This window comes from Paraburkholderia sp. J67, assembly GCF_905220265.1.
In the GTDB taxonomy this organism is placed as follows: Bacteria; Pseudomonadota; Gammaproteobacteria; order Burkholderiales; family Burkholderiaceae; genus Paraburkholderia.
Genome location: NZ_CAJMZK010000032.1, coordinates 32,407 through 51,055 on the forward strand (window position 1 = coordinate 32,407; position 18,649 = coordinate 51,055).

The 18,649-nt window shown below is 64.3% G+C and carries 15 protein-coding genes; 13 read left to right on the top strand and 2 right to left on the bottom strand.

From position 1 onward, the window contains the following. Nucleotides 1-45: 45 nt before the first annotated feature. The gene (locus tag U5782_RS35275) at nt 46-780 is read right to left on the bottom strand and encodes a hypothetical protein (protein WP_322048479.1); all 735 of its coding nucleotides are present in this window, start codon (nt 778-780) and stop codon (nt 46-48) included. A gap of 885 nt (nt 781-1,665) precedes the next feature. Here U5782_RS35275 and U5782_RS35280 point away from each other — a divergent pair. The 13 genes from U5782_RS35280 to U5782_RS35340 all read left to right on the top strand — a co-directional run bounded on the left by U5782_RS35280 (nt 1,666) and on the right by U5782_RS35340 (nt 18,143). After that, nucleotides 1,666-2,592: a GlxA family transcriptional regulator gene (locus U5782_RS35280; protein WP_322048480.1), complete on the top strand. Its 927-nt coding sequence runs from the start codon at nt 1,666-1,668 to the stop codon at nt 2,590-2,592. A gap of 295 nt (nt 2,593-2,887) precedes the next feature. Beyond that, nucleotides 2,888-4,345, top strand: a complete 1,458-nt coding sequence (locus U5782_RS35285) for a mannose-1-phosphate guanylyltransferase/mannose-6-phosphate isomerase (RefSeq protein ID WP_322048536.1) — start codon at nt 2,888-2,890, stop codon at nt 4,343-4,345. 36 nt (nt 4,346-4,381) lie between these two features. Further along, complete coding sequence (locus U5782_RS35290) at nt 4,382-5,809, top strand: undecaprenyl-phosphate glucose phosphotransferase (protein ID WP_322048481.1); 1,428 nt, start codon at nt 4,382-4,384, stop codon at nt 5,807-5,809. Between the two features lie 112 nt (nt 5,810-5,921). Next, on the top strand, nt 5,922-7,175 hold the full coding sequence (locus tag U5782_RS35295; RefSeq protein ID WP_322048482.1) for a polysaccharide biosynthesis/export family protein: 1,254 nt from the start codon (nt 5,922-5,924) through the stop codon (nt 7,173-7,175). After that, complete coding sequence (locus tag U5782_RS35300; protein ID WP_322048483.1) at nt 7,172-9,439, top strand: polysaccharide biosynthesis tyrosine autokinase; 2,268 nt, start codon at nt 7,172-7,174, stop codon at nt 9,437-9,439. The genes U5782_RS35295 and U5782_RS35300 overlap by 4 nt, the downstream gene beginning before the upstream one ends. Before the next feature lie 72 nt (nt 9,440-9,511). Further along, a complete protein-coding gene (gene gmd / locus U5782_RS35305) occupies nt 9,512-10,627 on the top strand; it encodes a GDP-mannose 4,6-dehydratase (RefSeq protein ID WP_322048484.1) in 1,116 nt (371 codons plus the stop codon). A 22-nt stretch (nt 10,628-10,649) separates the two neighbouring features. Continuing rightward, nucleotides 10,650-11,654, top strand: a complete 1,005-nt coding sequence (locus U5782_RS35310) for a GDP-L-fucose synthase (RefSeq protein ID WP_322048485.1) — start codon at nt 10,650-10,652, stop codon at nt 11,652-11,654. Between the two features lie 34 nt (nt 11,655-11,688). After that, a complete protein-coding gene (locus U5782_RS35315) occupies nt 11,689-12,708 on the top strand; it encodes a hypothetical protein (RefSeq protein WP_322048486.1) in 1,020 nt (339 codons plus the stop codon). Next, on the top strand, nt 12,705-13,919 hold the full coding sequence (locus U5782_RS35320; RefSeq protein ID WP_322048487.1) for a glycosyltransferase family 4 protein: 1,215 nt from the start codon (nt 12,705-12,707) through the stop codon (nt 13,917-13,919). The genes U5782_RS35315 and U5782_RS35320 overlap by 4 nt, the downstream gene beginning before the upstream one ends. 3 nt (nt 13,920-13,922) lie before the next feature. Next, nucleotides 13,923-15,278 (top strand): hypothetical protein, encoded by a 1,356-nt coding sequence (locus U5782_RS35325; protein ID WP_322048488.1) that lies wholly within the window; start codon nt 13,923-13,925, stop codon nt 15,276-15,278. Further along, entirely contained in the window at nt 15,275-16,423 is a 1,149-nt protein-coding gene (locus U5782_RS35330; RefSeq protein WP_322048489.1) for a glycosyltransferase family 1 protein, read from the top strand. The genes U5782_RS35325 and U5782_RS35330 overlap by 4 nt, the downstream gene beginning before the upstream one ends. Beyond that, nucleotides 16,420-17,571 carry a glycosyltransferase gene (locus U5782_RS35335; RefSeq protein ID WP_322048490.1) on the top strand — a complete coding sequence of 384 codons (1,152 nt, stop codon included), beginning with the start codon at nt 16,420-16,422 and terminating at the stop codon, nt 17,569-17,571. The genes U5782_RS35330 and U5782_RS35335 overlap by 4 nt, the downstream gene beginning before the upstream one ends. 17 nt (nt 17,572-17,588) lie before the next feature. Continuing rightward, nucleotides 17,589-18,143, top strand: coding sequence for a putative colanic acid biosynthesis acetyltransferase (locus tag U5782_RS35340; RefSeq protein ID WP_322048491.1), 555 nt, complete (start codon nt 17,589-17,591; stop codon nt 18,141-18,143). A 23-nt stretch (nt 18,144-18,166) separates the two neighbouring features. On the opposite strand, the gene U5782_RS35345 is transcribed toward U5782_RS35340, so the two are convergent. Then, nucleotides 18,167-18,544: a hypothetical protein gene (locus U5782_RS35345; protein ID WP_322048492.1), complete on the bottom strand. Its 378-nt coding sequence runs from the start codon at nt 18,542-18,544 to the stop codon at nt 18,167-18,169. Nucleotides 18,545-18,649 lie beyond the last annotated feature (105 nt).

Sequence of the window (18,649 nt, forward strand, 5' to 3'; positions counted from 1 at the left end):
GATCTCGCGGCGATCGGACAATCGCCTGTAACGGCGCGCAGTCGATCAGGAGTACCCAGCGAGACGGTCGCGCACATGGCGCACAGCACGCAGCATCGTGCGCAATCTGGCTTCGAGCCCGGCGTCGAAGTGATGAATGATGAGCGAGCGGCGTTCGCCGTTGGCCACATGAAGATTGTGATGGAGCGTGACGAAGCCGTTAAAGACATAGGCGTTGCCCGGCTCGCAGCGAATCCGCTGGCAATCTTGCGTGCCGAAGCCGCTATTGACGAACGCGCGCCGCAGCCCGAACGGCAGACCATGTTCGAAGAAGAGCCACGCTTTCATCAATAGATGGGCGAGCGGATGCAGCGGTTCGCGCCGCCCCGAATGGATGATCAGGTCGCCGTTCTGGTCGCCGTCGGGGGCGCGCTGCAAGGGAATCAGCACGGTGAGCACGTGCGAATCGAAATGACGCAGATAGCTTTGCGTGGCCATGCCTGGCCCGACGCAACGCAGCACATGGATGGGCGCATCTTTCGCTTCGCGCGCCAGCGTTTGGCCAACCCAGAGCCGCGCCGCCGCGCAGACCTGCGCTTCCATGGCGCTGAAGGCTTCGTGAAGCCGCAGCGCATCCGCGAACTGGCGTGCGCTCGCCGAGGCGCGGCGCCCATCGGGCGGCTGCCATTCGTGACGCGCGGCCTCGATGGCTGCGTTAATGCTCGCGAGCAGTTCGGGCGGCACCACGCCGACGAACTCGCCGACGAGCCCTCCGCTCGCAACTGCTTCCCCTTCGTTCATGGCCTGGCCCTGTGTATGGTGCGGACTGCGTGCCGCCGAGGATCGCCGCTTCCCATCGGGGCGGCACGCTTCAAAACTTCCGGATCACGTTACTACGCGCCCGAATGCGCCTGACGCCAAGGATTCGGTTTAATCGGCCAATGAAACACGATTCCGGTAAATGCGTCCGAACGGGTTTTTGCCATGCACCATACAAAAGTAATTTTTCCCGTGGTTTTTCTGCACATATTTTGTGCTTTGAGTATGAACGCGGGAAAACCCGATTTTGTCATTTGAATTAATCCGCCATTCGTGTGATGAAAAAAGAGCGAAAACTGGCTGAATGGAACGATTACTGCTTGAACGCCGGGGGAGAGCCCTTATGGACCGTGGCCAGATTATCGATCCTTGTCGATCTGGGCAATGATTCCCGCGATTCAGATGCTAATTGCTCGGTCGGAAGTGACTGTTTAATAAGCATTTAGTAGATGTTGCGGTGCGGCGAAACAGATCGGAGAAGCGTCGTGTCAGGCCAGAGCGAATGGCGTTGCAAGTCGTCTCCTTGCAACGATGCATTCGAACGATTTAATCGTGGAATCCGCGCAGTACTTGTCTTATCAATGTGGGATACCGCACACAAATACCCAGCTTTATTCTTCCGCCAACACCTCGTCTTATTCCGTCACGTCACCCGCAATGCATTTCGAAAAGCTATGATGCACTGCACACGGAACAATAAAATCACATCGCGGAATGTGGAACAAGGGAGCCAAAAGGACCGTCCACCATTGGGGAACAGTCATGGCATACGTCGTTATAGATGATCGAGGTTCGACCGCGTCAGTATCGTCCAGAAACACCGCGACGCGCGTCACCCGGGAAAGTGTTACTCGGCAAATCGGGATTGTGTTGTTCGAAGGTTTTTCGCTGCTTGGCGCGGGCATGGTGGCTGAGGTATTTCAACTGGCCAACGACATCGCCATGTCGGAGGGCAGCAGGACGTTGCCCTATCGTGTCTGGTTGCTTTCGGTAGAGGGGGGCGCAGTGGCTTGTTCGTCGTCGCTCAAGCTGGCGACGTCCGCGATCGACGAAGTGGGCGATTCGTACATCCGCGGGTTCGACGCGCTCTTCATCGGCGGCGGCCGCGCGGTGGCCGATTCGCTGGGCGACCAGCGTCTGATGGCATGGCTGCATCGCGTCGTGCCGGCCAGTGACGAAGTGCGCGCGATTGGCGAAGGCCATCAGCTATTGAAGGCCGCTGGCCTGGAATCGGAGCAGGGCGGCGCGCCGTTCGGTCAGCGCGTGCGGCTCGCGGGCCAGGAAGACGATCTGTCCGCCGACGATTACCACGAAGCGCTGCGTGCGGCGCTCGTGCTGATTCGCCGCGACATGGGCGCCGATGCGGCTCGCAAGGTGGGCGAGCGCGCGCTGCCGAGTCTTTCCACGCGGCTTTCCGCGTTGTTCGCCGATGCCTCGCGGCCCACATCGGGCGACAAGGTCTGGGCTTCCGCGCGCTGGCTCCAGGAGAACTGCGAACGCGCGATTTCGGTGACGGACGCCGCTCAGGCCTTCGCGATGAGCGAGCGCAATTTCCTGCGGCGCTTCAAGGACGTGCTTGGCATGACGCCCTCGGACTATCTGCTGCAGGTGCGTCTCGAACTGACCTGCCAGTTGCTCGTCAACACCGATCTGCCGGTGGACAAGATCGCGCGCCGCAGCGGCATGCGGGACGGCGACCGTCTCTCCAAGGTCTTCCGCAGCCGTCTGGGCGTTTCGCCTACCGAGTATCGCAGCCGCCACCGCGTGCGCGTGGACGACGCGATCGGTCAATGAACGTCTCTGCGACGTCTTCACGTGAATAGCGCGATCCAGCGCTAACAGGACGCACAGCGCGGCGCAACGCCGCGCGAGGCGGAGATAGCACACGCATTCCTCTTCGACGACGGGCGAGGCGTCCGCGCGCAAGCGCGGCGCTGCCCGGACGGTTTCAACTCGCTGTAGCTAATAGGAGTACGAAGCGATGGAGATCGGTTACGGAAAAATCGCAAAGTCCGCTCAGGCGGCGTTGCAGGCAGACCCGGTATTCGTGAGCGTCGACGTCCTCGATGTGAGTATCCCCGGCGCCCCGATGACACACGTGCCTACCTTGAGCATCGTGCCCGTGGTGCTGGCGGGCGGCGCCGGCACGCGGCTGTGGCCGATGTCGCGCGAGCAGTTCCCGAAGCAGTTGATCGGCGTGATCGGCCAGGACACGCTGCTGCAATCGACGATACGGCGGCTCGACGGCTTTCCCACGCCGTGGGCGATCCTGCCCGAGCCGATCGTCGTGTGCGGCGACGAGCATCGCTTCATGACCGCCGAGCAAACCCAGGCGAGCGGCGTGAAAGCCACGATCATCGTCGAGCCCGAACGGCGCGACACTGCGCCCGCGCTTACGCTGGCCTGCGCGGCGGCCTGCGCGCAGGGCGGCGACGCCATCGTCGTGGCGATGCCGGCCGATCACGCCATTGGCGATCTCGCGGCCTTCCAGCGCGCCGTGAGCCGCGCCGCGCGTTACGCGGAAGCTGGCGCCATTGCGACGCTCGGCATTCCGCCCACACGGCCCGATACCGGCTTTGGCTATATCCGTCTGGGCGCGCCGCTCGAAGGCGGCGCGCGCAACATCGCCGGCTTCGTCGAAAAGCCCGCGCCGGAACTGGCCGCGCACTATGTGGAGACCAGCGATTACTGGTGGAACAGCGGCATCTTCGTTGTGCGCGCATCGGTCTGGCTGGACACGCTCCAGCATCTACAGCCCGCAATGCACGAGGCGTGCATGGCCGCTTATGTGTCCGGTCAGCACGATGGCGCGTTCTACCGCCCGCATCGCGATTACTTCAAGACCTCGCCGTCCGATTCGATCGACTACGCGGTGATGGAGCGCCTTGGCACCGATGCAGCGCTCGCTCCCGGCGTAGTCGTGCCGCTCGATGCGGGCTGGTCCGATCTTGGCTCGTGGGACGCCGTCTGGGATGCGCTCGACAAGGACGCGGACGGCAACGTCGGCCGTGGCCGCGTGATGTTCGAGAACTCCACGTCGAGCCTCGCGCATTCCGAAGGGCGTCTCGTCGCCTGCGTGGGCGTGAGCAACGTGGTGGTCGTGGAAACCGACGACGCCGTGCTGGTGGCCGACCGCTCGCACGTGAAGGACGTCAAGGGCGTGGTCGCGAAGATCAAGGCGCTCCACGCGCCCGAGGCCAACACACACCGCAAGGTGCGCCGTCCCTGGGGCTATTACGACTCGATCGACAAGGGCGCGCGCTTCCAGGTCAAGCGCATCGTCGTGCAGCCCGGCGCGCAGCTCTCGCTGCAACTGCATCACCACCGCGCCGAGCATTGGGTCGTGGTGAGCGGCACGGCGCTCGTCACGCGCGGCGACGAACAGTTCATGTTGAGCGAGAACGAATCGACGTTCATTCCGATCGGCGTGCGCCATCGCCTCGAAAACCCGGGCAAATTGCCGCTCGAAATCATCGAGGTGCAGTCGGGCGCCTATCTGGGCGAAGACGACATCGTGCGCTTCGACGACACCTACGGCAGAGCCTGAGCGCACACGTTGCGCTCGCAACTGGAGAGTCGGGCCATGAGTACCATCGAGTTCGTGCCGGAAACCCCGGCTTCGTTCAGCGGCGTGCTGGGATTGCTGGCGCGTGTGCTCGACGTCACGCTGATCGTCGGCTGTGCGCGGCTGGCCACGAGCCTGCACGCGTCCGATAGCGTCGCGCAGGGCGTGGCGGGCGCGTTCGCCTTGTTCGCCTGCGCCTTCGCGCTCGCAGTGTTTCCGGTGTTTGGCGTCTATCAGTCGTGGCGCGGCCGCTCGATACTGCGTTTTCTTTCGCAGGTCATGCTGGCGTGGACGGTGGTGGTCGCCTGCGCGCTGGTGATGATGTTCGCAGTGCATCGCGCCGACGCCGTCTCGCGCATCTGGTTCATGTGGTGGACCGCCTACACAGCGGTTTGCATGGTGGGCGCGCGGCTGATCGTGCGCGCTGCGCTCTCGCGCGCCCGGCACGCAGGCATGAATCTGCGCAACGTGGCGATCGTGGGCTGCGGCGAGCACTGCCAGCATATCGTCGAGCGCATCCAGCAGGCGCCCGCCACGGGCTTTCGCGCGATCGCCGCGTATGACGCGAAGCCGGCGGGCGGCGCTTCCATCATCGGCGTGCCGGCGTTTGCGGGCGCGGACCATTTCGCCAGCTTCGTCGACTTCGTCCGTCGCAATGGCATTCAGGAGGTGTGGCTCGCGCTGCCGCTGAGCGAAGAGCAGACCATCCTGCAATGCGTGAATGCCTTTCGCGACGACCTGGTGAACGTGCGCTTCATTCCCGACGTGCGCAGCATGGCGCTGTTCGGCAGCGCGATGATCGACCTGATCGGTATGCCCGCGATGAATCTCGTCGCCTCGCCCATGCCCGCGCATGCACTGGCGAAGAAGGAGATCTTCGACCGCGTGTTCGCCGCGGCTGCGCTGCTGGCGTTGCTGCCGGTGTTCGTCGTCGTGGGTATGGCCGTGAAGCTCTCTTCGGCGGGGCCGGTGTTTTTCACCCAAAAGCGCATGGGCGCGGACGGCCGGGTGTTTCGCATCTACAAGTTCCGCACCATGCGTCAGCACGCCGAAGTCGCGGGACAGGTCGCCCAGGCCACGCGCAACGACTCGCGCATCACGCGCGTGGGGGCGCTCCTGCGCCGCACCAGCATCGACGAGTTGCCGCAGTTCTACAACGTGCTGCGTGGCGAGATGTCCGTGGTCGGTCCGCGCCCGCACGCGATCGAGCACGACGAGCTGTATCGCAAGGTCGTGAACGGCTATATCCACCGCTATCGCATCAAGCCCGGCATCACGGGCTGGGCGCAGGTGAACGGCTATCGCGGCGAGACCGATCGCGTGGAGAAGATGGAGCGCCGCGTCGAACACGATCTCTACTACCTCCACCACTGGTCGTTCGCGCTCGACATGCGCATCGTCGCGGCGACCGTTCTCAAGGGGTTCGTGCACAGCAACGCGTACTGATTGCGCATTCGTTGCCATAGCGGTCGGGGAGTGGTGGGCGCGGTGGGGGATATCGCGTCTGTTCCGGGGTCTTCGATCGTCATCCTTCGTTTCCTCTCAACGTTGGGGAAGAATGATCGTGTTCATCCAGATGCTGCACATTTTCATCGTTGCCGCCGTCGAGCAAGCGCGCCGTAGAGCACGCAGCGCGATGCGCGAGCAGGCGCGCCGCACAACAGAGTCTTGCCGCCCGGGCCGCGGCGGACTCGCGGCGTTCATCGCTATCCTTGCGCTGGTCAGCGGGCTGACGGGCTGTTCGTCCGCGCCGGGCATGCGCATGTCGGAACCCGCCACCTTGCCGACGGGAGACGGCACGGACAGCAGTACCGCGCAGACCCAGATCCCCATCACGGAGATCAACCTGCGGGTGATCCAGCAATTGCGCGCGGCCGCTGCGCCCGACAATACGTGGGCCATGCTCGAATCTGCGAGCCCGCCGGGGCGCTACACGCTCGGGCCCGGCGACGTGCTCGATATCACCGTATGGGACCACCCCGAACTGATCGCCGCGCAAAGCGGCCAGGCGAATAGCGTTTCCGCACAGCGCTCCGCCGATCCCGCGCCGGGCTTTGTCATTGATCAGGATGGCTATCTACAGTTTCCCTACGTTGGCCGCGAGCACGTGGCCGGCATGCACATCGAGGACGTGCAGCGGCTCGTGCACGACCGGCTCGCCGAGGTCTATAACAAGCCGCAAGTCACGGTGCGCATCGTCTCGTATCGTTCGAAGCAGATCTACGTGGATGGCGAGGTGCAGACGCCGGGATCGCTCGCGATCAACGACGTGCCCATGACGCTCTACCAGGCGATTTCGCTCTCGGGTGGCTTCACGAAGAACGCGGATCAGAGCCAGGTGGTGCTGGTGCGCGACGGCAAATCGTATCGGCTCGATTTCACGGCGATGCTCTCGCGCGGCGAAAACCCGGCCAGCATTCGCCTGCGTTCCGGCGATCTGCTGCGTGTGGTGGCGCGCGATGAAAACGGCGTCTATGTGATGGGCGAAGTGTCGAAGCCGGTCACCGCCGTCCCCCTGCGCAACGGCAAACTGATGCTCAGCGACGCGATCTCACAGGCTGGCAGCGTCAATGCCAATACCGCCGATCCGCAGCAACTCTACGTTATCCGTGGCGCCGAAGGCACCGAGCCGCAGGTCTATCACCTCGACGCCCGTTCGCCCGTATCGATGATCCTCGCCAACCAGTTCCAGCTCCAATCGAACGATGTCGTCTATATCGACAGCAATGGGCTCGTACGCCTCTCGCGCGTGCTGAACCTTCTTCTGCCGGCCATTAACGCAGGACTTACCGCAGCGGTGTTGACGAAATGAACGCACCTACTCCTCGCCTCGTACGAGAGCCCGCTGCCGAGCACCTGAGCGCCGTGGCGCCGGTAGAGACGCAGCCGCTCGCCGCGCCCCTGGACGTGCCGTTGTCGATGTGGTTCTCGCGCATCGCCGAAAGCTGGCGTCTGATTCTCGCCATGATGGTGCTCGCCTTGCTGCTCGGCGGCTTCTATGCCTTCGTAGCCACGCCCGTCTATGAAGCGCAATCGCTGATCCAGATCCTCGATAACGAGCTGTCGTCGAAAGACCGCGACTCGCTGGGCGAACTGGCCTCGATCTTCGATAAAGGCGGCTCCGCCGCTGCCGAAATCGAACTGCTGCGCTCGGATCTCGTGGTGGGCCAGGCGGTTTCGCGCCTGCATCTGGATATCGACGTGCAGCCGCATTATTTCCCGCTGATCGGCGCGGCGCTCGCGCGCCGTGTGCCGCCGGGCGAACTCGCGCCGCCGCGCTTTGGGCTCGCGCAGTACGCCTGGGGCGGCGAAGAGGTGGCCATCAGCGCACTCGATCTGCCGCCGCGTCTTGCGCGCGAAGGCGTTGTGCTGGTTGCGCAGGGCGGCGACGACTATAGCCTTGTGACCAAGGGCGGCCAACTGGTGCTCAATGGACGTGCGGGCACGACCGCAACGGCGGCGTTCGAGGGCGGCACGGTGTCGGTGCGTCTCGACACGCTGGTGGCGCGGCCAGGCACGCAATTCGGCGTGTCGAAGGTGTCGCTCGAACATGCCACGGGCGAGCTGCAAAGCCATCTCACGGTGGCGGAGCGCGCCAAGCAATCGGGCATGATCGGCGTGAGCCTGCATGGCAACGACGCTGCGCGCACGGCGCTGATCCTCAACACGATCACCGAGCAGTACGTGAAGCAGAACGTGGACAGCCGTTCCGGCGAAGCCGAGCATACGCTCGCATTTCTCGAGCAGCAGTTGCCGCAACTGCGCGCGGAACTGGATGACGCCGAGGAGAAATACAACCGCTTTCGTAACGAAAACGGCTCGGTCGATCTGAGCGAGGAAAGCCGTCTGCTGCTGCAACAGGTGGTGGACGACAAGACCAAACTCATGGACCTCCAGCAGCAGCGCGACGAGATGATCCAGCGCTTCACGCCCAAACATCCCGCCGTGGCCGCGCTCGACGCGCAGATGAGCACGCTGAACCAGCACATGGCCGATCTCACCGCACGGGTGGGCAAGATGCCCGACACCGAGCAGAACGCACTGCGTCTGATGCGGGATGTGCGCGTGGACACGCAGCTTTACACCAACCTGCTCAATAGCGCGCAGCAGTTGCGCGTGGTGAAGGCCGGACAGGTGGGCAGCGTGCGCGTGGTCGATCATGCCTCGCCGGCCGAATATCCGGTGCGCCCGAATCGCCCGGTGATTCTCGTGTTCTCGGCGCTGCTGGGCGTGCTCGTGGGCGTGGGCATCGCGTTGTGCCGCAAGATGGTGTTCGGCGGCGTGGAGCATTCCAAGGAAATCGAGAGCGTGATCGGCGTACCGGTTTACGCGGTCGTGCCGCGCAGCAATGCGCAACTGAAGATCTACGAAGCGATGAAGCGCGGCATCCGCGCCCAGCACGTGCTCGCGGGCTGCGCTTCGCACGACGTCGCCGTCGAAGGCATCCGCAATCTGCGCACGGCGATGCAGTTCGGACTGCTGGCGGCCAGCAACAACATCGTCGCGATCACGGGGCCTCGCAACAAGGTGGGCAAGTCCTTTGTCTCGGTGAACTTCGCGACGGTGCTCGCGCTGGGTGGCAAGCGCACCATCATCATCGACGGCGATATGCGGCGCGGCGACATTCACGAGTACCTCAATATCCGTCGCCGGCCGGGCCTCTCCGATGTGATCGCGGGCGCTGATCTGGACAGCGCCGTGGTGCGCAACGTGCTGCCGGGGCTGGACGCGCTGCCGCAAGGCACGGTGCCGCCCAATCCTTCCGAGCTGCTGATGAGCGAGCGCTTCCGGTCGCTGCTCGACGAGCTGTCCGCACGCTACGACGTGGTGTTGATCGACACGCCGCCGGTGCTCGCCGTGACCGACGCCGCGCTGATCGCGCGCCGCGCGGGCGCGACGCTGCTGGTGGTGCGGCATGGCCGCGATGCGCTCTCTGGCATTGGCGAGACCGTGCGACGGTTGCGCCACGGCGGGATTGCCGTGAAGGGCGTGGTGCTCACCGACGTGCCGCGCGGCCCGTTCGGCTACGGCTCGAATTTTCCCACTTACACGGCGGATGCCGTGGAGCTGCACTGACGAGCAACGACAACGCAGCGACAACACGAATCAAACCGCACGGGACGTGCGCGCACACTGGAGAGCGTCATCATGGAACGCAAGGTTGCACTGGTCACGGGCATCACGGGGCAGGACGGTTCCTATCTCGCCGAGCTGCTGCTCGACAAGGGTTACGAGGTCCACGGCGTGAAGCGCCGCGCCTCGCTGTTCAATACCGATCGCATCGACCATCTGTATCAGGACCCGCATCAGAAGGGCCGCAATTTCATCCTGCATCACGGCGACCTGACCGATTCGACCAACCTGATTCGCCTCATCCAGTCGGTGCGGCCCACGGAGATCTATAACCTCGCGGCGCAGAGCCACGTGGCGGTATCGTTCGAGGAACCGGAATATACGGCGAACGCCGATGGTGTAGGCCCGCTGCGCATTCTGGAAGCGATCCGCATCCTTGGCATGACTAAGGAAACGCGTTTCTATCAGGCCTCGACATCCGAACTCTACGGCCTCGTGCAGGAGATTCCGCAGACGGAGCGCACGCCGTTCTATCCGCGCAGCCCCTACGCCGTGGCGAAGCTCTACGCCTACTGGATCACGGTGAATTACCGCGAGGCGTACGGCATGTATGCGTGCAACGGCATTCTCTTCAATCACGAAAGCCCGAATCGCGGCGAGACCTTCGTCACGCGCAAGATCACGCGCGCTATCGCCCGTATCAAGCTGGGGCTGCAAAAGACGCTTTATCTCGGCAATCTGGACGCAAAGCGCGACTGGGGCCACGCCCGCGACTATGTGTACATGCAGTGGCTGATGCTGCAACAGGAGAAGCCCGAAGACTTCGTGATCGCCACGGGTGTGCAGTATCGCGTGCGCGAGTTCGTCGATGCCGCTGCGAAGGAGTTGGGCATCGAGATCGCGTGGAGTGGCGCCGACACCGAAGAAGTCGGCACCGTGGCGAGCGTGCGCGACGGCAAGCATGTGAAGCCCGGCGATGTGATCGTGCGTGTCGATCCGCGTTACTACCGTCCCACCGAAGTGGAAACGCTGCTGGGCGACCCCAGCAAGGCGCGGCAGAAGCTGGGTTGGGAGCCGACCACGACCTTCGCGCAACTGGTGAAGGAGATGGTCTGGGCGGATTACGAACTGGCCGCGCGCGATGAACTCGTGAAGGAGCACGGCTATGTCGCTTACGACTATCACGAATGAGTGCCACGGAAAGGAGCGGATCATGCAGAACAAACGCAAGCGCGTCTACGTAGCGGGCCATCGCGGCATGGTGGGCGCGGCCATCGTGCGCATCCTGGCGCTGCGGCCCGACATCGAACTCGTCATCCGTACGCACGCGGAACTCGATCTCACGAGCCAGGAGGCCGTGCGTGCGTTCTTTCGCGACGAATCGATCGACGAGGTGTATCTCGCCGCGGCGAAAGTGGGCGGCATCTACGCCAACGACCACTATCCCGCCGACTTCATCTACCAGAACCTGATGATCGAGGCGAACGTGATCCACGAGGCCTGGCGCGCGGGCGTGCAACGTCTGCTGTTTCTCGGTTCGAGTTGCATCTACCCGAAGTTCGCGGAGCAGCCCATCGACGAAGACGCACTGTTGAGCGGCAAGCTGGAGCCGACCAACGAACCGTACGCGATCGCCAAGATCGCGGGCATCAAGCTGTGCGAGAGCTATAACCGGCAGTTCGGCGCCTCGCACGGCACGCACTACCGCAGCGTGATGCCGACCAATCTCTACGGTCCCGGCGACAACTACAGCACGCAGACGAGCCATGTCGTGCCAGCGTTGATTCGCCGCTTTCACGAAGCGCGCAGCAATGGCGACCGCGCGGTGCGTGTGTGGGGCTCGGGCCGCCCGCGCCGCGAATTCCTCTACGTGGACGACATGGCCGCCGCGAGCGTCTATGTGATGGAAATGGATCGTACGGTGTACGAACAGTGCACCTCGCCGATGCAAAGCCATATCAACGTCGGCTTCGGCAGCGATGTCACGATTGCCGAGCTCGCGCAGACCATCGCGGGCGTGGTCGATTACGAAGGCGAGGTCGAGTTCGATGCCTCGATGCCCGACGGCACGCCGCGCAAGCTCATGAATAGCGCGCGCCTGCGTGCGCTGGGCTGGCAGCCGACGGTGGCGCTGGGCGACGGCCTCGCGCGCGCCTATGCGGCTTTCGTGGGCGCGCAACCCGCAGCGGCGCCGGTGCGTGGATTCGCCAACGCCTGACCACCATCGATCTGAACGCGAGGAATCCGTCAACATGACCAGCTTTCGCATCGTTCAACCCGAGATCAAGGAACACGGTTGCGGCGTGTCCGATCATTCGGGCGTGCTCGTGCGGCTGTTGCGCGAGCGTCAGTGCGAGGCGCAACGCTATGCGGTGCCCAACCGCGCGGCCGCGCGCACGGTGCCGGTCGTGCCCGGCGATGTGTGGATCCTGCAACTGTCGATCTATGGTTTCAGCCGCAAGGGCGTGCCGCTCTGGCTGCCGGCTTTCGTCGATGTGGCGCGCGCGCGTGGGGTGAAGGTGGTCGTCTATTTTCACGAACTCTGGGTCCTGGTCGCGCGCGGACTGTCGAGCGCCTACTGGCTCGCACCGATGCAGCGGCGCATCTGCGAGCGCATCGCGGAACAGGCGGACTACGCATTCTTCAACACGGACTGGGCCTATACGTGGGGCGTCGAGCGTATGGGCGAACGCGCGATCTACGCACCCACGTTTTCGAACGTGGGCGAACCCGACGCGGTGAGCGCGTGGCGCGAGCGCGAAGACGTGGCCGTGGTGTTCGGCTCGGCGCGCACGCGTGAGGAGATTTATCGCGAGGCGCTGCCCGCGCTCGCGGAGCAGCTGGGGCGTGGCCATGTCGAGCGGGTGATCGACGTGGGCAGCGGCGGCGCGTGGCTCGACAACGTGGCGCAGGCGCTCAAACCCTGGCCATTCGAAGCGACCGGGCCGCTGCCCTCCGAGGCCATCTCGCAACTGCTGATGCGCGCGAAGTGGGGCTTCTTCAACACCCCCTGGGGCCAGGCGTCGAAGTCGGGCGTCTACGCGGCCTACGCCTGCCACGGCGTGGCGCCCGTGTCGATATTCGATGGCGTCGGCAACTACCCGGTGCCCACGCACTATCCGCTGCCCGTGGACCACTTTCTCACGCGCAACGCGTTTCGCGAAGCAGGCGAGACGCTCGACGCGACCTCGGCGGCGATCGGTGCGCGTGTGTTCTCCGAGCACGCGCGCAGTGCTCAACTCATCGAAAAGATCGTGGAGATCACGTCATGAACGGTGCTTCGATACGCGGCGCGCGAGGCGGCAAGACCGTCGCGGTCTTTCATCCGGGCTTGCAGCATTCGCATCAGCTCGCGTGGGGACTCTACGAGCGCGGCATGCTGCAAACCTTCTGGTCGGGCGTGCCGCTACGCGGCATGGAAGACAAGGGCCCGTCGTATATGCCCGCGCCATTGCGCAAGAAAATGCGTGGCACCGAAGTGCCACGGGCACTGCGTCGCCATCCTGTGTGGTGGCAGATGTTGTTGCGCGCGCGTTCGCTCGCGCGCACCGCGCCCACGCGCCACGACTACGCGCACCGCGTGTTCCACTGGTTCGACTGGTGGGTGGCGCAGCAGGTGCGAGCCCTGAAGCCCGCAGCGGTGGTGGGCTACGAGAATTCGGCGTGGCATACCTTCAAGGCCGCGCGCGAGGTGGGCGCGACCTGCATTCTCGACGCGCCTTCGCTGCATCACGAGGACGCGAAGCGTTTGATCGAGGTGCCGTCGAACGGCTATATCGACGAGATCAATCGTCGCAAGGACGAGGAAGTGCGACTCGCCGATCTCGTCATCACCTGCTCCGACATGGCGCGCGATTCCTATCTGCGTGCGGGCGTGGAGGCGCACAAGGTGCGCTCGGTGCTGCTGGGCGCGGAGTTGCCAGCGGGCGTGGCGCGGCGTGCCGATACAGCGCGGCCGGTGCAATTCATCTTCGCGGGCACGCTCTCCTCGCGCAAATCGATCGACCTGATTCTCGACGCGTTCGCGCGCCTGAATGCCGAAGGCCATTGCGCCGACCTCACGCTCGTGGGCGGTAGCGAAGAGCCGCAGTGGCTCACGCGCGCGAAGCAGGTGCCCCATGTGCGGTGCCTCGCGGGCGTGCCGCAGCGCGAGCTTTACGCCTTGTTTGCGCAGGCCGATTGCCTGTTGCTGCCGTCGCGCTTCGACGCCTTCGGCATGGTGGTGGTGGAAGCGATGGCCACGGGCACGCCCGCGATCGTCTCGACGATGACGGGCGCGCGCGAAGTCATCACGCGCTTTCCCGACAGCGGCTGGATCGTGGAGCCGACCGAAGAAGCGATCTACCAGTCGATGCGCGAGAAAGTGGCCGATCGCCGCTCGATACGCGAGGCGTCGGCGCACGCACTGGCCGCGTCGCACTATTTCACGTGGCACGCGTATCGCTCGCGGGTCGCGGACCTGATTGCCGAAACGCTGGAGTAGCCGATGCGATTGCCTGCGTCCTCCACGATGCCTGTCGAACGCGAGCCGCTGCGCTTCGATTTCCTGCTCGTGCTGATCGTGATCCTTGTGGCCGTGTTCGAAGGCGCGGTGCGTAAATGGTTCGCGCCCGGACTCACGAGTCCCTTGCTGCTGTGCCGCGACGCGGCCGCCTTCGTGCTGGTCGCGCGCAGCGCACTGCGGGGACGTTTTGCGGCGATGCCGTTCGCCACGCAATGCCTGCTCGCGTGGACTTTCGTGGTGGCGGGCTGGGGACTGTTCCAGATCGTCGTGCTGCAAGGGCCCATCGTGTTGTTCCTGCTTGGTCTGCGCTTCTGGCTGCTGTATTTCTGGTTCGCGCTGGCGATGGCCTGCACGCTCACCAGCGTGGAAGTCGTGCGCGTGATTCGCCTCGTGATCGCGCTCGGCGTGGCGATGACGCCGCTCGTGGTGCTTCAGCACTTCCTGCCGCCATCGTCGCCGCTCAATGTGCAGCCCGATACCGACGAAGACGCCATCTTCCTCGTCAGCGCCGACATCGTGCGGGTGACCGGCACCTTCACGTTCACGCTGGGCTTTGCGTGCTTTATCGCCGTGGTCTCGCCGCTCGCGATCAGCTCGGTATGGAACGGCGTGCGTCTGTATCGGCGCGCCGGGTTCGCGGTGGTGGCCTTTATCGCCGTGTCGATCTCGACGCTCGTGAGCGGGTCGCGCGCCTCGATCATGTTCTTCGGCGCGCTGCTCGCGCTGCAAACGCTCGCGGGCTTCGGCGCGGCAAAAACGGGCAAGGCGCTGATGCAGTCGATCGCGCGAACGGCACTCGCCGTGCTCGCGATTGCGATCACGCTCGGGTTGTTCAGCGATGCGCTGGTTGCCACCCAGGAGCGCTTCCAGACCGCGGCCGCCGATGAAGACGTGATGGGCCGCATCGAAACCGAACTGCTCGGGGAGCCTGCCGCGCGCAAGGAGATGACCTTCGTCGGGCACGGGCTGGGCGCGGGTACCAATGCTGGCTCGGTGCTGCTGACCGGCGAGAACGCGTTCGAGCTGGCGGAATCGGAGCCCGCGCGCGTATTGCTGGAAATGGGTGTCGTGGGTTTCGCCTGGCTGCTCGTGAAATGCCTGATCTTCGGCGTGGGCCTGTCGCGTAGCCTCGTGCGGCTCGTGCGTTGCAGCGAGACCTTGCCGCTCCTGATGTGGGCGACCACGGCGTACGGCATGTCGTCATGGCCCGTGAGCGGTCAGGTGAGTGCGAACGCATTCGGCTATATCGCGCTGGGTCTCGCCTTGTGTTCGACGCGCGAGTTGCCGGCGGCATCGCCCATCGACGAGCCGTTGCTGAACTGGGGAGCGCGCTCATGAAACTGCTGCTGGTTGGCAACTATCCCGCCGATGGCCAGAAAAGCATGCAGGCCTATGCGCAGATGCTGCTGAGCGGCCTGCGCAAGGCGGGCGTGGACGTGGAGTTCACGGCGCCGCGCGCGATGCTGCTGCGCGGGGGCTATTCGATGTCCGGGCTCGCGAAATGGATCGGCTATATCGACAAGTTCGTGCTCTATCCGCTATGGCTCGCGCGCGCCGCGCGGCGTTTCGACCGCACGCACGTATGCGATCACTCGAACGGCATGTATCTGTTCTGGCTGCCGCGCGAACGCAGCAGCGTGACCTGCCATGACGTGATCGCGATTCAGGCCGCGCGCGGGCTCGTCGAGGGCTGGCATACGGGCTTCACGGGCAAGGTTCTTCAGGCGCTGAACTTTCACGGCATCGTGCGCGCGCAACACGTCGTTTGCGTGTCGGATCTCACGCGCACGCATTTGCTCGAACTGCGTGAGGATCTCGCGGGGCGCACGTCGGTGGTGCTCAACGCCTTGCACAGTGCGTTCCATCCCGATCCCGCCTGGCGCGCGACGCTCAAGGCAAACGGGCATGAAGCGCTCGGCACGCGCCCCTACCTGCTGCATGTGGGCTCCGATCACCCGCGCAAGAACCGTATCGCGGTCGCGCGCATCTTCGCGCAACTGCTGCGCATGCCGCGCTTTGCCGACACGCAACTCGTGTTCGTCGGGCCGCCGCCCGACGCCGCGATGCGCGAAGTGATCGCAACGGGTGGTTTCGGCGCGCGCGTGCAGACGCTGGAGGACGCTTCGCATACGTTGCTGGTGGCGCTTTATTCGGGCGCGCAAGCAATGATTTTTCCCTCGCTGAACGAGGGCTTCGGCTGGCCCGTGATCGAGGCGCAGGCATGCGGGTGCCCGGTCTTCGCTTCCGACATCGACCCGCTGCCCGAAGTGGGGGGCGCGGCGGCCGTCTATTTCGATCCCGCCGATTCGGCGCGCGCGGCGGAGCTGGTGGCGCAGGCGAACTTCGAGCGCATGACGCTGATGGGGCTGGATAACGCGGCACGCTTTAGCCAGGACGAGATGATTCGCAAGCTTATTGCCGCAGTTGGCCTGACGGCAACGCCTGTTGTCACTCATGAGGAATCCATAGGGACCCACGCATGAAGATATTGCACATTCTGCCTTCGACGAATCCCCAGCTTGGCGGCACCGTCGAGGCGGTGCGCCAGTCGGGCGCTTACCTCTGCGCAGCGGGCCATACCGTCGATGTCCTCTCGCTCGACGATCCGGGCGAGCCGCATGTCGCCGCGTTCTCACTGCCGGTGCATGCGCTCGGGCCGTCGGCCGGGCACTATCGCTATAACTCGCGTCTCGTGCCGTGGTTGCGCGCCAACGCGCAGCGTTACGACGCGGTGATCGTCAACGGTCTATGGCAATACCACAGCTTTGGCGCGTGGCGCGCGCTACGGCGCTCACGCGTGCCGTATTTCGTGTTTACGCACGGCATGCTCGACCCGTGGTTCAAGCGCACTTATCCGATCAAGCACCTGAAGAAGTGGCTCTACTGGCCGTGGTCCGAATACCGCCTGTTGCGTGACGCCTGCGCTGTGCTGTTCACGAGCGAAGAGGAACGCCTGCTCTCGCGCGATTCGTTCTGGCTTTACCGCGCGAAAGAACACGTCGTGCCATGCGGCACCGCTAGCCCGCCCACGCAGGGCGAATCCTTGCGCGACGGCTTCTTTGCCGCGCACCCGCAATTGCGCGGCAAGCGCCTCATGCTGTTCCTGAGCCGCGTTCATCCGAAGAAAGGCTGCGATCTGCTGATCGAAGCCTTTGCGCGTCGCGCGCAGGCGCATCCCGACTGGCATCTCGTGGTGGCCGGTCCCGAGAGCGGCAACCTTGGCGAGCGTCTGCGCGCCCGTGCGAGCGAGCTGGGCATGAGCGAACGCATCACGTGGACCGGCATGCTCGAAGGCAACGACAAGTGGGCCGCGTTCTATGCGAGCGATGTATTCGTGCTGCCCTCGCATCAGGAGAACTTCGGCATTGTGATTGCGGAAGCGCTGGCCTGTCAGTTGCCCGTGCTTATCACCAACAAGGTCAACATCTGGCGCGAAGTGCTGGAAAACGAGGCGGGTTTTGTGAGCGACGACACGGTCGATGGCGTGGAGCACAGTCTCGATCGCTGGCTGCGCCTGAAGCTCGGCGACAAGGAGCGCATGAAGGCGCGTGCGCAATCGCTCTATGAAACGCATTTCACGGTGAAAGCGATGGCGCACGGCCTGATCGACGCCGTTGAACGTTTCGCCTGACGCGAGCGGAGCGCGCCATGTACCAGGATCTTTCGCAATTCAGCGTGCCGGCCGGCTTTCGCGGTCGCTCGAAATGGTTCGTGCAGTGCTGGTGGATTGCGCAGGCGCTGCTTTTCAAGCCCTCGCCGCAATTCGCCTATGGTTTTCGCGCGTGGCTGCTGCGCCGCTTCGGCGCGAGCGTGGGGCAGCACACGGTGATTCGACCTTCGGTGACGATCACTTATCCGTGGAAAGTGAGCATTGGCGATTACGCGTGGATCGGCGACAACGCCGTGCTTTATAGCCTCGGCGAAATCGTCGTGGGCGATCACGCGGTGGTCTCGCAAGGGTGCTATTTGTGCGCGGGCGATCATGACGCGACGGTCGAGCATTTCCCGATTCGTGCACGCGATATCCGCGTGGCTAACGAAGCGTGGGTGGCCTCGGATGTTTTCGTGGGACCGGGCGTGACGATCGGTAAAGGCGCGATTGTGGGCGCGCGCAGCAGCGTGTTTGCGGATATGCCCGAAGGCATGGTGTGTTTCGGCCACCCGTGCCAGCCGGTGCGGCGACGGGTGGCGAAAGCGGCCTGATGCTCCGTTCGAATGGGCCGCGCCTACCAGGGGTTCTTGTAGACGGAGTGGCTCGCCGCAGCGGGGTAGATGGAACTGGGGTAGGGGTTGGGAAATGCCTCGAAGCGCGTTTTAGACGATGCGACGCGCGCAGCGCTCGGGCGACGCAGCGAGACGCGCGTGGTGGTGGCCGAGGCCTCGTCGGCCGGTGCGCTCAGGTTGGTGTCCTTAGGCACGCGCGGCAGCCCCAGCAATTGTTGCTCCTGTGCGCGTGAGGCATCTTCGGTTGCAAGGCCGCTGCCACTCGATGACGAAGCCGCAAGCGCTGGCGAGGCGGTGGCGTTGGGCGTTGCGGCGGAGGCCACCGAGCCGGTCAACATGGCAGTGGCAGCAAGCGCAATCAGTGGAATCGAATGTTTCATCGTAGTCCGAATGAATTGAGTGAGGCGTTGAGCAAAAGAATCCGAAGCCGACCGCAACGATTATAGGCAGCGTCGGTCTGCAAACCAAACCCTTTCCGGGAAACA